General features: G+C 69.1%; 16 protein-coding genes. 10 read left to right on the forward strand and 6 right to left on the reverse strand.

Annotation, left to right across the window (positions count from 1 at the left end; all coding sequences use genetic code 11):
* Positions 1 to 3: 3 nt before the first annotated feature.
* Positions 4 to 1,074, reverse strand: coding sequence for an HpcH/HpaI aldolase/citrate lyase family protein (locus MOV08_RS22100; protein WP_275308623.1), 1,071 nt, complete (start codon positions 1,072 to 1,074; stop codon positions 4 to 6).
* A 1,433-nt stretch (positions 1,075 to 2,507) separates the two neighbouring features.
* A complete protein-coding gene (locus MOV08_RS22105; protein ID WP_275308624.1) occupies positions 2,508 to 3,248 on the reverse strand; it encodes an iron-containing redox enzyme family protein in 741 nt (246 codons plus the stop codon).
* A gap of 537 nt (positions 3,249 to 3,785) precedes the next feature.
* Between MOV08_RS22105 and MOV08_RS22110 the strand changes: the two genes are divergently transcribed.
* The 7 genes from MOV08_RS22110 to MOV08_RS22140 all read left to right on the forward strand — a co-directional run bounded on the left by MOV08_RS22110 (position 3,786) and on the right by MOV08_RS22140 (position 12,105).
* Positions 3,786 to 4,892, forward strand: a complete 1,107-nt coding sequence (locus MOV08_RS22110) for a carboxylate-amine ligase (RefSeq protein WP_275308625.1) — start codon at positions 3,786 to 3,788, stop codon at positions 4,890 to 4,892.
* Positions 4,893 to 5,056: 164 nt separating this feature from the next.
* Entirely contained in the window at positions 5,057 to 7,381 is a 2,325-nt protein-coding gene (locus MOV08_RS22115; RefSeq protein ID WP_275308626.1) for an Orn/Lys/Arg family decarboxylase, read from the forward strand.
* A 477-nt stretch (positions 7,382 to 7,858) separates the two neighbouring features.
* Positions 7,859 to 9,175 (forward strand): helix-turn-helix domain-containing protein, encoded by a 1,317-nt coding sequence (locus MOV08_RS22120; protein ID WP_275308627.1) that lies wholly within the window; start codon positions 7,859 to 7,861, stop codon positions 9,173 to 9,175.
* A gap of 163 nt (positions 9,176 to 9,338) precedes the next feature.
* A complete protein-coding gene (locus MOV08_RS22125) occupies positions 9,339 to 9,716 on the forward strand; it encodes a DUF6415 family natural product biosynthesis protein (RefSeq protein WP_275308628.1) in 378 nt (125 codons plus the stop codon).
* 8 nt (positions 9,717 to 9,724) lie between these two features.
* Positions 9,725 to 9,910 carry a hypothetical protein gene (locus MOV08_RS22130; protein ID WP_275308629.1) on the forward strand — a complete coding sequence of 62 codons (186 nt, stop codon included), beginning with the start codon at positions 9,725 to 9,727 and terminating at the stop codon, positions 9,908 to 9,910.
* Between the two features lie 173 nt (positions 9,911 to 10,083).
* Positions 10,084 to 11,256, forward strand: coding sequence for a cupin domain-containing protein (locus tag MOV08_RS22135; protein ID WP_275308630.1), 1,173 nt, complete (start codon positions 10,084 to 10,086; stop codon positions 11,254 to 11,256).
* 3 nt (positions 11,257 to 11,259) lie between these two features.
* Positions 11,260 to 12,105, forward strand: a complete 846-nt coding sequence (locus MOV08_RS22140; protein ID WP_275308631.1) for an aminoglycoside phosphotransferase family protein — start codon at positions 11,260 to 11,262, stop codon at positions 12,103 to 12,105.
* 176 nt (positions 12,106 to 12,281) lie between these two features.
* Here MOV08_RS22140 and MOV08_RS22145 read toward each other — a convergent pair whose 3' ends face one another.
* The 4 genes from MOV08_RS22145 to MOV08_RS22160 form a co-directional block, all read right to left on the reverse strand.
* The gene (locus MOV08_RS22145; protein ID WP_275308632.1) at positions 12,282 to 13,997 is read right to left on the reverse strand and encodes a relaxase/mobilization nuclease domain-containing protein; all 1,716 of its coding nucleotides are present in this window, start codon (positions 13,995 to 13,997) and stop codon (positions 12,282 to 12,284) included.
* Complete coding sequence (gene mobC / locus MOV08_RS22150) at positions 13,997 to 14,644, reverse strand: plasmid mobilization relaxosome protein MobC (RefSeq protein WP_275308633.1); 648 nt, start codon at positions 14,642 to 14,644, stop codon at positions 13,997 to 13,999. Before mobC ends, MOV08_RS22145 begins: the two co-directional genes overlap by 1 nt.
* Before the next feature lie 85 nt (positions 14,645 to 14,729).
* Positions 14,730 to 15,593, reverse strand: a complete 864-nt coding sequence (locus tag MOV08_RS22155) for a DUF2637 domain-containing protein (protein ID WP_275308634.1) — start codon at positions 15,591 to 15,593, stop codon at positions 14,730 to 14,732.
* A gap of 252 nt (positions 15,594 to 15,845) precedes the next feature.
* Positions 15,846 to 17,318: a DnaB-like helicase N-terminal domain-containing protein gene (locus MOV08_RS22160; protein WP_275308635.1), complete on the reverse strand. Its 1,473-nt coding sequence runs from the start codon at positions 17,316 to 17,318 to the stop codon at positions 15,846 to 15,848.
* Positions 17,319 to 17,645: 327 nt separating this feature from the next.
* Here MOV08_RS22160 and MOV08_RS22165 point away from each other — a divergent pair, with 327 nt between their 5' ends.
* The 3 genes from MOV08_RS22165 (at position 17,646) to MOV08_RS22175 (ending at position 19,769) form a co-directional block, all read left to right on the forward strand.
* Positions 17,646 to 18,182 carry a helix-turn-helix domain-containing protein gene (locus tag MOV08_RS22165; protein WP_275308636.1) on the forward strand — a complete coding sequence of 179 codons (537 nt, stop codon included), beginning with the start codon at positions 17,646 to 17,648 and terminating at the stop codon, positions 18,180 to 18,182.
* Positions 18,183 to 18,336: 154 nt separating this feature from the next.
* A complete protein-coding gene (locus MOV08_RS22170; RefSeq protein WP_338057186.1) occupies positions 18,337 to 18,618 on the forward strand; it encodes a helix-turn-helix domain-containing protein in 282 nt (93 codons plus the stop codon).
* Positions 18,618 to 19,769 carry a tyrosine-type recombinase/integrase gene (locus tag MOV08_RS22175; protein WP_275308637.1) on the forward strand — a complete coding sequence of 384 codons (1,152 nt, stop codon included), beginning with the start codon at positions 18,618 to 18,620 and terminating at the stop codon, positions 19,767 to 19,769. Before MOV08_RS22170 ends, MOV08_RS22175 begins: the two co-directional genes overlap by 1 nt.
* The last annotated feature ends 198 nt before the right edge of the window (positions 19,770 to 19,967 follow it).

A 19,967-nucleotide genomic window follows, 5' to 3' on the forward strand; every position in this document is an offset into this window, starting at 1 on the left:
GCCCTACTCCGCTCCTTCGCCGCTCGCCGCCGCGTACGCCGCCTTCAGCTCGGGGTCGCGCGCCACCAGTGCCTCGGCGAGCTCCACCACCACCCGGCACTGCTTGACCGTGGCGTCGTCCTGCATCTTCCCGTCGATCATCACCGCACCGGTGCCGTCGCCCATCTCCGCGATGACCCGGCGGGCCCAGGCGACCTCCGCCGGCGCCGGCGAGAACACCTTCTTCGCGATCCCGATCTGCACCGGGTGCAGGCTCCACGCCCCCACGCAGCCCAGCAGGAAGGCGTTGCGGAACTGGTCCTCGCACGCCACGGTGTCCTTGATGTCGCCGAACGGCCCGTAGTACGGCAGGATCCCGTGCGCCGCGCAGGCGTCCACCATCCGCGCGATCGTGTAGTGCCACAGGTCCTGCTGGAACACCGCCCGCGGCGCGTCCGCCGCCCCCGGGAGCGGATCCTCCCGGACGAGGTACCCGGGGTGGCCGCCGCCCACCCGCGTCGTCTTCATCCGCCGGCTCGCCGCCAGGTCCGCCGGCCCCAGCGACATGCCCTGCATCCGCGGGCTGGCCCCCGCGATCTCCTCCACGTTGGCGACCCCGCGCGGCGTCTCCAGGATGGCGTGCAGCAGGATCGGCCGCCGCACCCCGGCCTTCGCCTCCAACTGCGCCACCAGCCGGTCGACGTAGTGGATGTCCTCGGCGCCCTCCACCTTCGGCACCATGATCACGTCCAGCGTGTCGCCGATCTCGGTGACCAGCGTCAGCAGGTCGTCCAACGCCCACGGCGAGTCCAGGCTGTTGATCCGCGTCCACAGTTGCGTCTGGCCGAAGTCGGTTGCGCGGGCGATCTCGACCAGCCCGGTCCGCGCCGCCTCCTTGCGGTCCGCGGCGACCGCGTCCTCCAGGTTGCCGAGCAGCACATCGACGCCCGGCGCGATGTCCGGCACCTTGGCGGCCATCCGGGGATTGCCCGGATCGAAGAAGTGGATCATCCGCGACGGCCGGAACGGCACCTCCCGCACCGGCTCCGGGGCCCCTACAGCCAACGGACGGAAAAAGTCCTTCGCAGAGCGCACGCTGCCTCCCACCTCGCACCGACCACCCGGCCCGGAGCCGGCCAACGGCGCACACTCTAGGCCCGTGACCCGGCGCTTGTTACCGCGCAGTATGTGTGCCGTTGATCACGGAACGCGAAGTGACGGTCCGACGCCCGCTCGTCCCGGAAACGCCACCCGCACCCCGACGCCCCGCCCTCCGTCGCCCCCACCACCAGACGCCCGCCGTGCCGACGGGCGTCCCCAACAGCCCCCACTCCCACTCCCGCCCCCGCCCACGCCCGCACGCCAACTCCACTGCCTGCGCGGCGACTTCCTCGACGTCCTCGACTTCCTCGCAGATGGCCTCAGTGCCCGCCATGGCCGGATGTGGTCCCGCTCGCCATCGCGGTGCTGCGCACCGGCGACCGGCGGGCCGTCCACCGCCGCGTGCGCCGCGACGAACTCACAAGGCCGCGCTCTCGCCCGACCGCTCCTGGCCCCGGATCCCCAGCACGCCCTCCAGCGCGGCGGTCGCGGCACGGACCGTCGTCGCGCTCCTCCCGGCCGCCGCGCCAACCCCAACGTCCTGGGCACGCCAAGCCGCCACCAGTAAAAGGGAGTTCACCCCGCACCTCAGCGGCCCCACCCACCTCGGACGCACCAAGTCCGGCTGCGGATACCCCCAACTCCCCACGCCGACACCAGCATTACGGCACGCACCCCGCAAGGAGTCCGGACGCTGCCCCCGGACAACGAACAAGGCCCCGGTCATCGACCAGGGCCTTCGCTGTGGAGCGGGTGACGGGAATCGAACCCGCGCTCTGAGCTTGGGAATCAACGGGGTCTGTGGCCACCATTGAGGGTCTGACCTGCGTAAACGTAGGCGGTGGGGCGGAGTGGGGAGTGCCGGAGGGTACCCGTATTGACCGTGATTTACCGCCTGTTAGGGCACGTGGAGGGCACGGCCTCGTCAGGAGCCTAGTGGATACCACCAGGCGTCCTTCGCGGGTGGGTGGAAGGGTGCGAGCGTGTGGGCATCCAACACGGGATTGCCGGTGCAAGTGCTCGGGGCCGCACACATGCGCCCACTGTGCACGACTTGGACACGTGGGTAAGTCGGGCGTAGTGAATTGCCTCGCCCGGGTTGGGCGGCGCTCGGGTCGGGCCGCGCCACGGTGTTCTCATGCTGATCCCGCCGGATGCCGTAGAGGGTCTCGACGAGCCCGGCACCAGCAGGTCGACTTCCGCTTCCTGTTCCTCTTCCGCACCTCGGCCGATCTCGCCGAGTTGCAAACCGAGGAGGTCACCGGCGCCGCACGGTGCGCCGCCGACACCGTCGCAGACGAGACCCTGCGCATCCGCGTCATGCAGGTCCCACGCTGCTCGGCCGGTCGCTGGTGTGCGGCGCCCCCGTCGGTTGGATCCGGCCGGGGCGCCGAGTCGTTCCGGAGGGACCGGGGCTGGCCCCTCCGTCAGTTGGCCGTTTCGGCGCCCTCGCTCACCCCGGTCAGCGGGTTCCATTCGGGGGCGGTGATCGTGATGGGTTCCAGGTGGGCGTCGAAGACGCCGTACGCCTCGTCCAGCAGGGTCTCCATGCCGCGCCGGCCGAGGGCGATACCGAACTCCAGGTCCTCGCGGTCCGTCTCGGGCAGTGCTTCGACGGCTTCGTACAGGGCGGCCACGTGGTGGTCGTCGACCTCGATGTGCAGGTCGAAGAAGTTCGTCCGGAGGTGCGGGAAGTGGCCTGTCAGGGCGCTCTTCGCGGCCGTGTAGGTGACGGGCGTCATGGCCTCGTTGACGAGCATGTAGCCGATGGCGCGGCCCGCGTTGCGGGATTTGGCGATGTTGAAGGCGAGGCTCAGGGCGAGTTTGATACCGAGGCGTTCCTGATAGCTGTCGAACTCTGCCCGAGGTACGCGCAGCTCGTCGAGCAGATGCAGATAGTGCAGGAAATGCGCGTGTGCCGGATCTCCCGATCCGAGTTCGTCATGTAAGTTTTCCTCCAGGATGATTCGTACCTTTTCGTCCGGCGTCCAGGCGAGGAGATCCTTCAGAATCCAGGGGAAGCTGCGGGATTCCCGTCCGGCGCAGAAGATCCACCTCTTCGAGTTCTCCAGTGGGAGCGTTCCCGCCTCGGCGGAGGTGATCAGCGGGTGATTCCGTACTGCGGCGAGGGACTGCTCTACCTGTTCCTTGATGCCCAGTGCATGCATGACTCTTCCTCCGAATGGCTGTTGGCGGCGACCACGGAAGATCCGGCGAAACTGCTGCTCGCAGTGACACGCGCCGTGGCACGTCGGCTCGCATGGCAATCCATCGGCCCATTTCACATGTCGGGGCGGCGGACCGGGTGCAGATACAGCACTGAATTCTGCCGAAGATCCAGGCGAGTGCATACCCGAGAATTTCGCACGACAAACTCTTTCCACCCGTAGAAACTCTGGTATTTGCGCCATTTACATGGATCGTTTTCGGCCGTGAGGAAAGGGCCGATGGAGTGGATAAGGGTGACAATGCTGTCATTCCCTGTGGTGCTCCGGTGCGGGTGGGGCGGGCGGCGCCTGACCGGATGCGTGCGGTCGCGTGTCCCCCGGTTGGCCGGTACGCCCGAGGCATATGCCACGGGATCGGTGGCTGCCGGAATCCCGGGCATTCCGGTGCCGTCGCATATGTGACGGTCACGGGGTCGCCGGCCTTCCGTCTGTGTCATTGTGGCCCCTATGCTTCGGAGGAGACAGCTGACGCTGGGCGTGGAGGAAGAGTATTTTCTGGTCGATCCGGTCTCGCGCGCACTTCACCCGGGAGCGGCTGCATTGCTGGCGGATGCCGCCCTCGGACCGGGTGAGCACATCGGCACCGAAATGACTCAGTACCAGATCGAGGTGAGAACCGATCCCAGTACCCGTCTCGCCGATGTGGGAGGACAGATCCGTGCCGCCCGGAAAACGGTCGCAGCGGCCGCCGCACGCCAGGGCCTGCGCATCGTTTCGTCCGGAAGCCCCGTCCTTGGCCGGGTCGTTCCGCCCCAGCTCACCGAGGGTCCGCACTATGCCCGCAGCGTGGCCGCTTTCCGAGCCCTGGACCACGAATTGAGCACCTGCGCTTGCCACATTCACGTGGGCGTCGACAATCTGTCCCAGGCATTACAGATCAGCAATCAGATCCGCCCGTGGCTCCCCCTTCTGGTGGCCCTGTCCGCTAATTCTCCGTACTGGGACGGACGAGACACCGGATACGCCAGCTGGCGCACCATGGCCTGGGCTCAATGGCCGGTCGCCGGCCCGCCGCCCTATTTTGAATCGGTCGCTCATTTCGACGAACTGGTCAGCCGGCTGATCGACACCGGGGCGATCCTGGACCGCTCCACCCTGTACTGGGACGTGCGGCCCTCCACCCATGTGCCCACGGTCGAGATCCGGGTCGCCGACGCCGCCCTCACCAGTGATGACACCATTCTGCTGGCCGCCGTGACCCGGGGCCTGGTCGCCACCGCACTCGATGCCGTGGCCGCCGGCACCCCCGCGCTCCGACCGGAACCGGAGTTCCTGCGCGCGGCCTACTGGCGTGCCGCACGCGACGGCCTGACCGGCCACGGCCTCGACCTGCCGGCCGGCCGCCCGGTGCCCGCGACCGCCCTGGTCGACCGCCTCCTGACGACCATCGCGCCCGCCCTCGCCTGCCACGGCGACCTGGAGCTGGTCCGGGCCGGCTGGTCGCTTCTCCAGACCGACGGCAGCGGCGCCTGCCGCCAGCGCGCCGCCTACCGCCGCCGCGCCAGCCTTTCCGACGTCGTGGACGACCTCATCGATCGAACCGATCCCCGGCAGGCCCTCCCGTCACCTTCGGCATCCGAATGACGCTCATCGGGGCATCGGCCGTGTGAATGGACAGGCCCACAACACCCTGATGATCTTGATGGCGAATAGCCGACCCGAGGCCGCACAGAATACGGCCGGGTCGGCTCCGTCGTGCCCGGACCGCCGAAGGGGCCGTGCAATTCATCGTGCAGGAGTGAAATGCCATGAAGCGTCCCAGCATTCTCGTCGCCGTGGGCAGCACGGACACCAACGGCGTTCCCTACAAGCGAGTGACGGAAGTCTGCTCGCAGCTCACCAACCGTGGTTACGACGTGGAAATGGTCGACAATGCGGCCGATGCCGTCGCGATCGCCTCCTCCCAGGCGGATCTCGCCGCCGCCCTGGTGAGCTGGGAACTTCCGGGCATGACGAGCGATATGCGCGAGGCGAAGGAGACGGGCGCCGAGGGCGTGCTGAGGGTCCTGATGGACCATTTCTCCTCCCGGCTGCCTGTGTACCTCCTGACGACCGGCGACTACATGGATGACACCCCGCTGTGGGTGTCGGAAGTGATCAACGGCTGGGTGTATCTCCTGGAGGACACCGCCACCTTCATCGCCGGCCGGGTCGACAATGCGTCAAGTACGTACCGGCAGAAGATCCTGCCGCCTTTCTTCCGCCGATTGCGGCGCTTCGACGGCGCACACGAATACTCATGGCACACCCCTGCGCACCACGGCGGCGTGGCCTTCCTGAAATCTCCCGTGGGCCGGGCGTTCTACGACTACTACGGCGAGCAGCTGCTGCGCAGCGACATCTCCATCTCGGTGGGTGAGCTCGGTTCCCTGTTCGAGCACACCGGCCCGATCGGTGAGGCGGAGAAGAACGCCGCGCGGGTCTTTGGGGCGGACGATACGTATTTCGTGCTGCACGGCACGTCGACGTCGGTGCGGATGCTGCTGCACGGGACGGTGGCGCACGACGAGATCGTGCTGCTGGACCGCAACTGCCACAAGGCGATCAACCACGGCATCATCATGTCCCTGGGCCGTCCCGTCTACCTGGTGCCCACACGGAACGGCTACGGCCTCACCGGCCCCATTCCCCCCAAGCGCATGACCGAGGAAGCCGTCCGCAAGCAGATCGAGGAGAGCCCCCTCGCCGAGGAGGCCGTGAGCCTGAACCCGGCCTCGACGGTCATCACCAACTCGACGTACGACGGGCTGTGCTACGACGCGGTCCACGTGGCCGAACTACTCGCCCCCTGCACCCCTGCCCTCCAGTTCGACGAGGCATGGTTCGCCTACGCCCACTTCAACCCGCTCTACGAGCGCCGCTACGGCATGGCCATCGACCCCGGCGCGATCGACGGCGGCAACCACCCCACGGTCTTCGCCAGCCAGTCCACGCACAAGCTGCTGGCGGCCCTGTCCCAGGCGGCGATGGTCCACGTCAAGCAGGGGGCCGGACAACTGCCGGCCCGCGAGATCTTCGACGAGACCTACATGATGCACGCCACGACATCGCCGCTGTACCCGATGATCGCCTCGCTGGACGTGGCCGCGGGCATGATGGACGGCCCGTCCGGCAAGTGGCTGACCACGGAGGCGATCACCGAGGCGATCCGGTTCAGGCAGGCGACGGTACGCCTCGGCAAGCGCCTCGCCGAGGCCGGCGACCGCCCGAAGTGGTTCTTCGGGGTGTGGCAGCCCGAGGAGGTCACCAACCCCGAGACGAAGCGGACCTACGAATTCCACCAGGCGCCGCTCGACCTCCTGCGGGAGCAGAGCAGCTGCTGGGTGCTCGACCCGGACGACACCTGGCACGGCTTCAGCGACCTTGAGGACGACTTCTGCCTGTTGGACCCGATCAAGGTCACGATCACCTGCCCGGGGGTGAACGCCCAGGGCGAGCTCGACACCTTCGGCATCCCGGCCCGGATCGTCAGCGCCTATCTGGAGACCCGGCAGATCGTCGTGGAGAAGACGGACGTCTACACCTTCCTGCTCCTGTTCTCCATGGGCATCACCAAGGGCAAGTGGGGCACCCTCCTCGACGCCCTCACCGACTTCAAGAAGCTCTACGACGACGGCGCCGCGCTCAGTGAGGTACTCCCCGGCCTCGTCCAGGAACACCCCGAGCGGTACAAGAACCTCACCCTGCCCGGCCTGTGCAAGGAGATGCACACCTACCTGTCGGACAACAAGCTCATGAAGCTGCTCAACGACGCGTTCACCGGTGCCACCCCGCCCACGCCCGTCCTCACCCCCGCGGAGGCGTACCAGAAGTTCATCCAGGGGGAGACCGAACTCCTCTCGCTGGACGAGCTGCCCGGCCGCGTCGTCGCCACACAGATCGCCATCACCCCGCCCGGCATCCCCGTTCTCATGCCCGGTGAGCAGGTGGGCGACATGGAGTCCGACCTCATGAAGTACCTGAAGCTGCTGGAGGCGTTCGACCGGAAGTTCCCCGGCTTCGCCAGCGAGACGCACGGAGTGCTCCACAAGGACGGGAAGTACTTCATCCGCTGCGTCGAGGACGAGGCGTAGGACACCGCCGGTCCCAGAGCGTCCCCCGACGCCCTACCTCAGTGCCTCTCCAGCACGTCCGGAGAGGCACTATCGTCCCGACGATCAGGCTGGGGCCGGTCCAGCTTCCCGGTCCGCGTCCAGGCCAACGAGCTGGCCTGCACTTCCTGCACTCTCTTTCCGAGAGCGGATGCTCGGACCCGGCCATAGCCTCCGGCCCGCGCTCGCCGAGGTGGCGTCACGCGCGCACGGCACACGACCTGCGGGAAGGTCACGGCTGGTCCTGGCCACCGAGCTGATGACGGTGCGGATGCGCCCACGACGCTGGCTCTCCGCCGACCTGCAAGCACCCCCGCAAGTCAACGCACCGTAAGTCCCGCTGCCCGCGGCGTCTGGCTACGGTTGCCCTGGCCGTCTTGCCCCCTACAGCCGGGCTCCTTGCGCCAGTACCGTTGCATGCTCACGCGATGCGGATACGGGACCTCGGGGGCGTGCCCAGTGGCGGGGAGCGAACTGACACTCGGTAAGACGATCGCCAAGGCACGCAGGCGCAAGGGATGGCCGCAGCGGGATCTGGCTGCGATGATCGGCCGGTCGGAAAGCTGGGTGTCGCAGGTCGAGCGGGACGTGATCCCGGTCAACAGCTTGGATACGTTGCGGCAGATCTCCGATGTCTTGGGCATGTCTCTGGCCGAACTCCTTGCTGCTGTAACGCCGCTTGGACGATCGCCGGTATCGGCTCGGCGTCGGTCCGGCTCGACTAGGGTTGTTCACAATCTTGGTCCAGAGGAGGGTGACGACCCCGTGCGACGCCGCGAACTTCTGGCCGCTGCGGCGGTGGTCTTCGCCTCCCCCCTGGCCGGGGCCACGCCGGCCGAGGCCAGCACCCTTGCCCCGCTCGAAGACCTCCTGCTCTATGGCACGGCCACTGTGCCGAAGAACAGTGAGGTATCACCGGCCGGCGTCGCTGCCGCGGTGAAGACATCCCGGCAGGACTTCCGTGCCGCCCGCTACGACATGCTGGCCCGGACCCTGCCTGGTCGGATCGCGCAAGCTCAGGCCCTGGAGCCGGTGGAGTTGTCGGCTACGGCGGTCGCCGACCTCTACAACATCGCCACCCGGCTGTGCATCAAGCTCGGCGAGGACGGCCTCGTGGCGATCACCTCAGACCGCGCGCTGAATTCCGCACGGGTCGGCGGGGATGCGCTGGCGATTGCCGAGGCACACCGGATGGTCTCCAGCGCCTGGCGCCGCCAAGGCCACCTTGCCCGTGCCACCGACATCGCGGTCAGGGCCGCGCAGGACGTACGGGCGGACCGCCGCGCCCCAGAGGCTGCCCGACTGTCCGCGAACAGCTCGTTGTTGGCCACGGCCGCGTACACCGCGGCGAAGATGGGTGACCGGCAGACGGCGCACGCCCTGATCGGTGAGGCTGCCGAGGCCGCGAAGGTTAGCCGGACGAGCCCTGCGGCCCGCACGGACACCGGGACTCAGCAGGTGCTGCTGCACCAGTTGTCTGTCCACTACCTGCTCGGTGATGCCGGGCAGGCGATCGACCTGGCCAAGACCATCGACCCCGCGGCCCTGCCGACCGCCGAGCGGCAGGGGCGGTTCTTCACCGACGTGGCCCGCTGCTTCGACCAGTGGGGCAAGCCCGAGCAGTGCTACCGGGCGCTACTGGCGGCCGAGCGGGCCGCACCACAGGAGATCCGGCGAGGGGCGATCAAGAACCTGGCCAGCGGCCTGCTCCGCCACGACCGAAGCCTTCCGGGAGTCCGGGCCTTCGCCGGTCGTGCGGGCGTGCCCGTCGACTAAACCGGCTCCTGCCCGCAAAGGGTTTGCTACCTCGCAACCCGGTTGCGGATCTGCTTGCTTCTCCGGCGGTTGACTCTTCTCAGCCGCCAGGGGCCGCGTACGGCCGGCCTCTCCTCGCCCCGGGCGGCGGTGCTGACCACCACCGTCTTCGAGGAGTTGCACCATGGATGCCACCCGCGCCGACCCGTCCCCTTCGCAGCCGACGGTCACGGATGCCACGGACCAGCTCCAGGCTGACGTCGCCGCCGCTTTGCGCTCCAGCATCGTCCTCCCTCCGTATGACGAAGTCCTCCGGCTGATCGCGACCCTCCAGGGGCATCTCGCCCCGCTGATCGAGCAGGCCAAAGAGCACGTCGAGCAGCATCGCCCGGGAGAGGCCGCCTGGTACCGGGAACACCGCCAGATCGACAACGCCGGATTCCAGCTGCGGGCCGGCCCCGGCAACGGGCTGGCGTCCGCCGCTCGCCGTCTCAAGAACCTGGCCCTGACCGTCCAGCAACTGCACCGCCAGGTCCACCACGAAGAGGGGGGTTTGAGGTGACGCGGCCGGTGCACGGAGTCAGGAGTCGCCACCGCAGCGGAGAACCGCGGCTGGACGTGTGGCTGGGGCGCCTGTGGCTTCTGGGCACCACGGCCGGCCTCACCCTCCTGGCGCTGACCGTCCAGCACGACGCCGACCACACCGGGGCAACCGCGGTCTCCGCACCCGATACCGCCGCGGCGCCGCTCGTCTAGGCGCCCACAGATTTCCCGCCGGAACCCCGGCGGGAGAACCGAAGAGAAGGGAACATGCAATGAACGACCTGATCGTCTCGAAGCGTTCCGTGCAGGCCGCCCGCAGCCAGGACCGGCTGAGCGACGGTGGCGGCACCGGCAAGGGCGACGGCAACGACTGATCGGAGCCGTAGATGACCGCCATCTCCTCGGCGGTCCGGAGCCTCGGCGGGAACTTCCCCGCCGAGGCGTTCGGCCGCACTTACCGCCTCTGGCCGCACGTCGGCGACTTCTCGCACATGTTCACGTGGGACGACCTCAACGAGGTCATCGCCCGGCACCGTCTCGAACCTCCGCGGCTGCGGCTCTTCAACGACGGCACCCAGGTCCCGCAACACGCCTACACCCACTCCGTGGTGTCCAAGCGCCACACCGTCTGGCACCGCATCGAGCCGAACAACCTGCACCACCAGCTCAAAGACGGCGCCTCGCTCGTCCTGGACGCCGTGGACGCACTGCACCCCGGCGTGGAAGACCTCGCGGCAGCCCTGGAACGGCACTTCCGCACCGATGTGCAGGTCAACCTCTATGCCTCGTGGACCTCGAAGGAGGGCTTCGGCGTCCATTGGGACGACCACGATGTGGTGGTCCTCCAGCTCGAAGGCGCCAAGCGGTGGAAAATCTACGGGGCCACTCGTACTGACCCGCTACGGGTCGACATCGAAGCCCCCGAACCACCAACTGGCGATCCGGTCGTGGAGATCGTGCTCCGGAGCGGCGACATGCTCTACCTGCCCCGGGGATGGTGGCACGCTGTCGCCGCCACCGAGGGCCGCTCCCTGCACCTGACCTGCGGCCTGACCCCCACCACCGGCGCGGATCTCCTGTCGTGGCTGTCGGACCGGCTGCGGGTCTCGGACACCGTCCGTGCGAACCTGCCGTACTTCGCGTCGCCGGACGAACGGACGGCGTATCTGGAAGCGCTGCGGAAGGAGCTCACCGAAGCCGTGCACGATGGGGTGATCGAGGAGTTCGTCAACGCACGGGGGAGCATGGACCCCGGGAGGCCGATGCCGTCCCTGCCATTCGTGGACGGTATCCCCGCGGACGAGAGTCTGTTTGTCCGGCTCACCGCTGCTGGGGCCTGGTATGAGGTGGACGGGGACGGCCACGTGGTGTTGAGCGCAGGCGGCCAGGAATGGACGTTCGCCGCCCCGGTCCTCGACGTGATCAAGCTCCTCACCGAGGGAAGCACCTGGACCCTGGGCCGGCTGGCGGTAAGCTCCGGGCTCCCCGCTGACCAAGTCGCAGCTCTCGTCTCCGAGTTGGTCGCGGCCGACGTCGCCACCGTCAGCCGGAGAAGTTAGCCGATGTTCACTGCCCCTGAGCAAGCCGTCAGGGACCGCATGATCTCCGCCCGCGGCCACGCGTGTGCCCTGCTGGGATTCGATGACACCGCGGGCGGGGACGTGTGGGGATACGCCGGCAGGACGCTGTCCGGGGCCGTCATCACGCCGGAAGGCGACGCGTGGCTGCGGCTGGTCAGCGAACCGGAGGGCAAGGGAAGCGGGAAGCTGTGGGACGGCCCCAAGGAGGCGGAACGGTCCGTGCCCCCCGTCGTGCCTCGCCCGCGGCTGCTCGGCCTGCGCGACTGGTCCGCCGACGGCTGGGATTACCGGGCAGAGCACTACGAGATCGTCGGCACCCCGCCGGCGTCGAAGAGCCCGGTGCTTCACCACCTTGCGGACCTGCCGGACACCTGGTGGCAGGACCTCCACCAGACACTTGACCACCTCGCGCTCGTCCGCACGGACCGGCAGGCGGTGCGCGAGGAGTACATCCGTCGCCGTGTCCCGGAGTTCACCGGCATGACCCCCGGCGAGATCGCCTGGACCACAGCACACGGCGACCTCCACTGGGCGAACCTCACCGGCCCGTCGCTGACCCTTCTGGACTGGGAAGGCTGGGGCACAGCGCCCATGGGCTACGACGCCGCAAACCTTTACCTGCACTCCCTGCCCGTGCCGGACGTCGCCGAGCGGATCCGCAAGGAATTCGCCTACGTACTGGACACTCCTGCCGGCCGGGTCGGTGAGCTGACCGCCTGCACCGAAATCCTCCAGGCAGCCGCCCGAGTGCCGTTCTATGCCGACCTGGCTGATGGCGTACGGCAGCACCTGGGCCACTTGAGGCGCCACGTTAGCGGCCAGGTCTGAGGCGCTCCTGACGGTCCTGAGTCAGCGTGCGCGTACGCCGCCGAGAAGATCGCGTCCATTCCGGCCCTGGCCGCTCGCGCTCCTGCCGCTGAGCGCTGAACTTGTGGGTGGTGGCGAGCGGTCTCTGCCGAGGCCAATAGCCCCGGCAGGGACGGGCTCAGGCCAGGGGCTCGGCCTCAGCGACGCCGCCCCTGTGCCCTAGCGGGGCCGGGCTGGTGCGGGGGAAGTGGCTCGGGTTGGGCAGGGCGTGCAGCTCGGATGCCAGTGGTGCTTTGGGCTCGGGCGGCCAGGGCCTGGGTGCTGGGCGCCGGCCTTGCGCTGAGGCGTTGGACGCGCCAGGCGAGGGTCCGTGCTGGTGAATAGGTGTCGTCCAGTGTCCGCTGGCCGGCTGCTTGTTGGAGGAGCCTGGCGGGCTGATGCCCTGCGGCTTCTGCATCCGCGAGTGCAGTGGCCAGGGCGTCCCACGTGGGGTCGTCGAGGACCCGCTGAGCGTAGGCGGGGACGGCCTCCCATATCTGGCGGGTGAACCCGTCGACCTTCTGCTGGGGCGGCTTGCGCTGAGCCATGGCAACCAAGGGAGCGGCGGCCGCTTGTTCGTATGCCGTCTGCAGGTGGGTCAGGGCCTGGTGTGCGGCGATGACCTGCTGGTCGTGCTGGCGTTGTTGATGCCAGCGGGCAGCGGCCATGACGACGAGGACGGCCGCGTCGAGGAACATCGCGAGCACCGCGCCGTTGCCCGTGACGGGATGAGAGCGCATGGCGCGGACAGCTCCGCGCAGGGCACGCGCGTGCTGGTCGTTGTTCCGGATCCGGGAGCGGGTGGCACGTTCGAAGGCGATGGCTGCGTGCTGGAGTTGGGGCCGGATGTCCTTGGGTGCGAGGCGGGGCAGTGCGTCGAGGGCTTCTCCGAAGGCGGCGAGGTGGGCCTGGGCGGCTTCGTCGTCGCTCTGGTCGAGGTGGTGGGGGATGCGTTCGGCGGCTGCGGTGGCTTGGTGCCAGGGGTTGGGCCTGCGCTGACCTGCTTGCTGGTCGGCGGGCTGGGGTTCGGTGGCGGCCAGGCGCTGTTGGATCTTGGGAAGGGACAGGTCCGGGGCGAGTTCGGAGCCGGAGTACCAGATGGGCTCGCCTGCGTCGTTGGTGTCGCCTTCGAGGGCGACCTTGTAGCCGCGCAAATCGCCGGAGGGGAAGTGCTGGACCTCGATGCGGACGCTGCCCAGGTCGGTGAGGAGGCGGAGGAACTCCTCGGTGCTGGCGGCGACCGCCACGGCGGTGCGGACGGTGGTGCGCAGGCGTTCGCGGGCCGTGTGCTGCTGGCCGGCACGGCGGGCCTTTTCCTGTTCGGCGCGGGTGGGGCGTTTGGCGGCGGTGCGGTCGCCGCGTACGACCTGGAAGAGCCCGTATTCCTTCTCGATGGCGGCCAGTTCCTTGTCGGCGGTCAGGTAGTCGTTCCAGTGGCGGGCTGTGCGCAGATCGCCGCGGACTTTCGTGGCGGCGATGTGGATGTGGTCCGGTGCGTGGCGCACCGCGACCCAGCGGCAGCCGTCCGGGTCGCCTTCGGGTGCGATGCCGGTGGCGGCGACGATGCGGCGGGCGATGTCGGCCCACTCGTCGTCGCTGAGGATGCGGTCGGTCTTGGCGGCGCGGATCGAGCAGTGCCACGTGTGCTTCTCGGGTCCGCGGCCGAGCCGCTGGGCCTGCTTGACGTGCAGGTCGAGGTCGGCGACGAGGAGCTTCTTGGCGGCGTCGAAGTCGTCGGCGCGGCCGGGGTCGGGGGCGAAACCGTCCCAGGAGGCGACCAGGTGCGGGTCGGTGTGGTCCTTGGCCTTCTTCGTGTCGAACAGGTACCGGATCAGGCCCGCGGTGTCCTTGCCGCTGCCGATCTTCGCGATCATCAGGCCGCCTTCTTGGCCACGGCCTGGTTCGCGGCTGCCGCGATGTGGCCGACTGCAGTGCCGACCGCGGTCACGGTGCGCTCGGCTTGGGCCAGGGTGGCGGTGTCCACAGGGTGTGGATCGTCGCCGGAGTTGAGCTTCTTGGCGATCTGGTTGATGTTGTGGCCGATCTTGGCGACCTGCTGGCGCAGGGCGTTGAGCTCATCGATGTAGTCGTCGAGCTGGGTGCGCTGACCGGGCAGGGTGAGGTCACCGTGGACGTGAGCCATGACGACGGCGCCGACGTAGTGGGCGGCAGCCACATTCAGCGACCGGGCCTTGGCGAGGATGTCGGCTTTCTCGCCGATGCTGTAGCGCACGTCGACGCGCTCTTTACGCTGCACGTCTTCGCGCTTGCGGCGGCGGGCGACACGGTGAACGGCGGCGGCGTCGGCGGCACGCGGCAGCGGCAGAGCAGCGGTGTTGTCGGCGGGCTTTTCCCCTTCGGGCACCCCCTGGTGCTCGATTGCCTCCGCCACCCCTGGGGCGGAGGCTTCCCCGTTGGACCGGCCGTTGGACGGTCCAGCGGGATACCTTGCTGCGTCTGTTGCTGGGGTGGTGGGCATCTCCTGGTGGGCGGTGGGGAGTTCGTGGTGCGGGTCGTGCATGGGGCGGTTCTCCGTGGGGTTGGCTCGTTGCGGGGACGAGTGATGCGAGTCGCGTCGCGGAGGGCACTGGACGCGGCTGCGGGGCTCAGAGAGCGCCGGCAGGGGCCTTGTCGAGTGCAGTCTGCCGAGGGGCAGGGGCGTCGAGTTCGGCCTGCAGCTGGTCCTTGATCTGGGTCAGACGGTCCTTGCCGATGGGGTGGCCTTCGGCGCGGATCGCCGTCTCGATGCTGCGGCGTGAAGCGCGGCCTCCGCGTCCTAGTGGTGCGGTGCGGGCGAGGGCGAGGAGTTCGTCGAAGATGGCGCTGGGCTCCTCGCCATCTGGCTCTGTGTGCGGCCGTGGGGCCTCCGGCACGTTGGTGGCATCCGGCGCCATGCCGGCGGGGCCATCGGCCACATCGGGCGTGGCCTCTGTTGGCTCCGGCAGCCCGGCGTCGTCTTCAGCGGCGGTACGTGGCTGGCCGCTGCCGGTGCCGTTGTGGCTGTGGCCGATCGTGATGTGGCGGTTTGTGGCGTCGGCTCCCTGGCCGTGGGGTGTGTGGCGGCGGATGACGATGTAGAGGTGGACGGCGCCGGCGAGGGCGAGCGGTGCGATGGCGGACAGCGCGCCGACGGTGAGGTTGTCGAGGTACAGGCGTGTCTGCTGGTTGAGGCGGACGGCATGCAGGGCGTTGGCCCAGATGCTCGTGACAGTCGCGGCGCCGACGAGCGCCCACACGTACACGCGGGAGCGCAGCGGGGCGGTGCGCAGGATGAGCAGGGTGCCGACGCCGATGGCGATGAACCCGTCGATCACGAGGGGGAAGGCGTAGGTGAGCAGTCCGCGGATGTGGATGGCGACGGCCATCTGCCGCAGGGCGTCGTAGGAGAGCGCGAAGGCGAACGCGGCGAGCAGGCTGATGCCGAGGCGGATCGCGGCGGTGCCGGGTATGGCGGGTGGAGTCGGGGGCATGTGGTGGCGCTCCGATGTGGTGGTGCGGGAGGCGGAAGTGGGGGCGTTCACGAGGGGGCGTACACGCGAGCCCCCTTCTAAAGGGGGGCTCGCGCGTGAACGCTCTGTCGCGTGTACGCCGTGTACGGTCGCGTGAACGTTTGACCTGCGGTTTTGCGATGCGCGTGAACGCTTTTGGCGGGCGTGAAGGGCATGGCGGCGGGAGGGGCGCGTGTACGGTCGCGTGAACGGTCCGGGCCCGGCCGGGCGGGGTCATGAGACGACGCTCATGTGCCGCACGGTGGTGTAGTAGCGGGCCTGCTGGCCGCCTCCGCTGCCGCCCGCGACGCCTTCGGCCTTCGTGGCCTTTCCGGCCTTTACCAGGCGCTCCAGCTCGCGCCGGGCCTTCTCGACGGCGCCGCGGGAGGGTGTGGTCTCTCCGGTGAGGAGGGTGGCCAGGTCACGGGTGGTCAGCCCACCGGGGTGGGCGGCCAGCAGGGCGGACGGGTCAAGGGCCGGGTCCACGGTCGTGGTGCCGCGGGTGTGGTCGTGCAGGAGTTGCAGCGGCCCGATCTCGCCGGTGCACATCTTCAGGTGGTGCAGGGTGACGGCGGGGTCTCCGGAGTCTCCGGAGAGGAACAGGACGCTTCCGGCGCCTGAGGTGAGCCAGGTGGAGCCGTAGACCCGGTCCAGGGTGGGGCGTTGGCCGCGCGGGGCGTCGGCGGTTGCCTTGCGCTGGTGGTGTAGCTCCATGATCTCCACACCGTTGCGGATGGCGCGCTGGCGGGCGTTGTTGAACGCTACGGCGAGGGCGTCGTCGACGAGGGTGCTGATGGCGTCCTTCAGGCTGTCGATCACGATGGTGTCGGCCTGGTGGGCGGCGGCGAGGTCCGCGAGGAGGTCGGGCTCCTTGTCGAGGGTCGCGGGCAGCGGGCCCTGCCAGACGGCCAGGCGATCGCGCAGCAGCCGTTCGTCGGTCGCCTCGATGCCGCGGACCATGGCCTTGGCGATCTGCTTCGGCCGGTCCATCGCCAGGTACAGCACCCGTTTGCTGGGGGTGACCGGCATGCCGAGGACGGTGTCCCGCAGGCCGATCCGGGCCAGGACGACCTGGTGGGCCAGCGTCGTCTTGCCCACGCCGGGCGCCCCGACGATCATCAGGCTCTCGCCCGAGCCCCAGGCGACCTTGTCGGGTGTGCCCCACAGCGGCTCCGTCTCGGCGCCGGTCTCGGTGACGAAGCGCCAGCCATCGGTAAGGAATTGGGAGAGGCGGCCGTGGCCGGAGGCAAGGGCCCGCTCGCGCTCGGCGCGCATCTCCGACTCGATCCCGCTGCGGATCACGTCGGGGTCGGCGCCCGGCTCCTGGGCGCGCTGGAGGGTGCGCAGGCCGGCGGCGCTCAGGCGGCGCAGGTCGGCCTTCCTGCGGACGATCTCCGCGTGGTAGACGGCGCCGCTGATGCCGGGGGAGGCGCCGGCGAGGTGGTGTGTGTAACCGGGGCCGCCGACGCGCTGGAGGGCGTCCAGTTCGCCGAGGCGGTCGTTGACCGCGATCGGGTCGGTGGGCCTGCGCTCGCTGTGCAGGGAGAGCAGGGCACGCCAGATCGTCTCGTGGGCGGGACGGTAGAAGGCGTCATCGCCGAGGACGGGTCGTACTTCGTCGATGGCGGCGCTGTCGTGCATGCAGGCGCCGAGGACGGCGCACTCGGCGTCCACGTCGTGCGGGGGCTGCGACATGGACGCGGGCATGGGCGGGGTCGTACTGTGGTGCACGGAGCTCCTCGACTGCGGGCCATATGGGGCGGCAACCCCGGCTTCGCAGGAGATCGTTCAGGGATGGGCGGTCATGAGGTTCGCGCTTGAGCCCCTCGGTGTTCGCTTCACCGGGGGGCTTTTTGCTGCGCGGATCGCGGGGTGAGACGGGCTCCTGGGGTCGTGGTCGGGCGGTTGGGACCACAACAATGCCACACGAATGCCGATTGCAGAAACCCTTTGCGAAACGCAGTACGGATGCTACTGTTGAGCCGTTCCTGCAAAACGCAGAAGAGTGATGCTGGAGGAAGGAAGGTTTGGCCCATGACCGACGCGGAAGCGGACGGTGCCGAAGAGGGGGTTCTGCTCAGAGGCGAGGAGAACGTCGCCGCCCGGCTGCGGGTCGAGCGGGAGGCCAGGGGCTGGAGCACCAACTCCCTGTCAGACCGCATGAACGAGGCCGGGTACGAGATGAACCCGTCCGCGGTGTGGCGGATCGAGAACGGCAAGCGCCGGGTCAACCTCGACGAGGCGATCGGCTTCGCCGAGGTCTTCGGCGTCTCGCTGGACAACCTCGTCGGACCACCGCGGCTCGCCGCCAAGGCCCGAGCAATGGAACTGATCGAGAACGTCGTCCGCGCGTTCCGTGAGACCCAGCGGGCCGGCGCCGCCTTCAGCCAAGCCCGGGACGCCTTCGACGCCTACCTCGCGGAACACCCCGACATTCGAGACGAAGCCGAGGTCATGATCGCCAGCGCCTTGGCCGACGAGGCCATCCCGAACTTCGCCCAGGCGTTCCACCTCACCCAGCCGCCCAACGCAGCATCCGACGACGAGCCCGGAGCCGGCCAGGACCACTGACCGGCTGGCCGACCTGGCCTGCTGCCATAGACCACCCCGGCCCTGGGACCCGCAAATCCACAGGCCAGGGAACACAACACATTCCGCCCATCCCAAGAACGACCCGGCGGAGTGCGGTGTTGCCGCGCCGCACCCGCCAGACGAGGACCCACCCTTGCGCCGCCCGGCGATACCCCACGCCTCCATCCAGACGCCGAAGTCCGCGAAGGAGGTGATCACCCACACCCCCGACCCGCTCCTCAGCCCAGCCGAGGCGGCCGAGTACCTGGGCACCGGCGTCCGCTTCATCCGGCGCCTCGTCCAGGAGCGCCGCATCCGCTACGTCAAGGTCGGCCGCCACGTCCGCATCCGCACCAGCGTGCTGGACGCGTACATCGACGACCACACCGTCCCCACCCTCCGCGAAGCGCGCTCGGCCTACCGGAAGGCGGCCTGATGACGGCCCGCAAGCCGCAGCGGCGGCGTGAATTCGGGACCGTGCGCCGACTTCCCTCCGGCCGGTGGCAGGCGCGCTACTGGGCACCGGACGGCAGCCGACGGACCGCCCCGGAGACCTTCGAGACCAAGACCGACGCGCAGACCTGGCTCACCCTCACCCAGGCCGACATCGAACGTAAGCACTGGATCGACCCCGACGCCGGTGCGGCCAACTTCGAGGTGTACGCGCTGAAGTGGGTCGACGAGCGCGGGCTGTCCGCGACCACCGATGAGCTGTACCGCAGGCTCCTGCGGCTGCATATCCTGCCCACCTTCGGGCCCATGGACCTGGACGAGATCACCCCGCCCGGCGTCCGCACCTGGCGCGCTGAGCGCCTCCAGGCCACAGGCGCGACCACCGTCGCCAAGTCCTACCGCCTGCTCAAGGCGATCATGGAGACCGCCGCCGACGATGAGCTGATCCGCCGCAACCCCTGCCGGATCAAGGGCGCGGGCACCGAGAGGGCGAAGGAACGGCCGACCGCCACCGTCGAGCAGGTCGACGCGCTTGCCGAAGCCATGGGGCCACGGTGGCGGCTGATGGTGTACTTCGGCGCCTACGGGCCGATGCGGCCGGAGGAGCAGGCAGCCCTGCGGCGCCCGAACGTCACGCTCGAACCCCTCGCGGTCAAGATCAGTGAGGCGGCACCCGAGCTGACTACCGGCCGCCGTGTCGAGGGCGACACGAAGTCGGCCGCCGGCGAGCGCACCATCTACCTTCCCGGCTTCCTCTACATGGAGGTGAAGCGACACCTCGATTGGTTCGCCGAGAAGGGGACCGACGGTCTGCTGTTCGTGGGTGAGAAGGGCGCGCCGTTCCGGCGCTCTACCTTCGGCCGTAAATGGCGCCGCGCCCGCGCCAAGGTCGGATTGCCGGACGACTTCCGCTTTTACGACCTCCGCCACACGGGCCACACTCTGTCCACCCAGTCCGGCGCCACGCTCAAGGACACGATGGTCCGCGCCGGACAGTCTTCGGAGAAGGCCGCGCTGATCTACCAGCACTCCGACGACGAGCGGCAGCAGGAGGTCGCGGAGGGCATCGACGCCAAGGTTCGGGCTGCGCGCACGGGTAAGACGACGCGTCAACGAGCCGTGCGCGAAGCCTGACCGATCGCCTGTCGGCTGCGCTTGTCGGCGTAGGTGCGAGGCAGGCCCCTGGGCTGCAGTGCACTGCAGCCCAGGGGCCTGCCTCACGTAGGTCACCGGGGTGCAAGTTCCCGTCCCGTAGCGTGCGTTTCGCGGTCTGCGGCGGAAGAGCTCGTTGCCCTCGTAGAGTGCCCGGTGCGGGGCGAGTTTCGGTCGTGT

Origin of the sequence: Streptomyces yunnanensis (genome assembly GCF_029011865.1) — a bacterium.
Taxonomy (GTDB): domain Bacteria; phylum Actinomycetota; class Actinomycetes; order Streptomycetales; family Streptomycetaceae; genus Streptomyces; species Streptomyces yunnanensis.

Excerpts from the sequence above, each read along its gene's own strand:
- MOV08_RS22105 (WP_275308624.1), bottom strand. The coding sequence starts at position 3,248 with ATGCATGCACTGGGCATCAAGGAACAGGTAGAGCAGTCCCTCGCCGCA.
- MOV08_RS22115 (WP_275308626.1), top strand. The coding sequence starts at position 5,057 with ATGAAGCGTCCCAGCATTCTCGTCGCCGTGGGCAGCACGGACACCAAC.
- MOV08_RS22125 (WP_275308628.1), top strand. The coding sequence starts at position 9,339 with ATGGATGCCACCCGCGCCGACCCGTCCCCTTCGCAGCCGACGGTCACG.
- MOV08_RS22135 (WP_275308630.1), top strand. The coding sequence starts at position 10,084 with ATGACCGCCATCTCCTCGGCGGTCCGGAGCCTCGGCGGGAACTTCCCC.
- MOV08_RS22140 (WP_275308631.1), top strand. The coding sequence starts at position 11,260 with ATGTTCACTGCCCCTGAGCAAGCCGTCAGGGACCGCATGATCTCCGCC.
- MOV08_RS22145 (WP_275308632.1), bottom strand. The coding sequence starts at position 13,997 with ATGATCGCGAAGATCGGCAGCGGCAAGGACACCGCGGGCCTGATCCGG.
- mobC (WP_275308633.1), bottom strand. The coding sequence starts at position 14,644 with ATGCACGACCCGCACCACGAACTCCCCACCGCCCACCAGGAGATGCCC.
- MOV08_RS22155 (WP_275308634.1), bottom strand. The coding sequence starts at position 15,593 with ATGCCCCCGACTCCACCCGCCATACCCGGCACCGCCGCGATCCGCCTC.
- MOV08_RS22160 (WP_275308635.1), bottom strand. The coding sequence starts at position 17,318 with ATGCCCGCGTCCATGTCGCAGCCCCCGCACGACGTGGACGCCGAGTGC.
- MOV08_RS22165 (WP_275308636.1), top strand. The coding sequence starts at position 17,646 with ATGACCGACGCGGAAGCGGACGGTGCCGAAGAGGGGGTTCTGCTCAGA.
- MOV08_RS22175 (WP_275308637.1), top strand. The coding sequence starts at position 18,618 with ATGACGGCCCGCAAGCCGCAGCGGCGGCGTGAATTCGGGACCGTGCGC.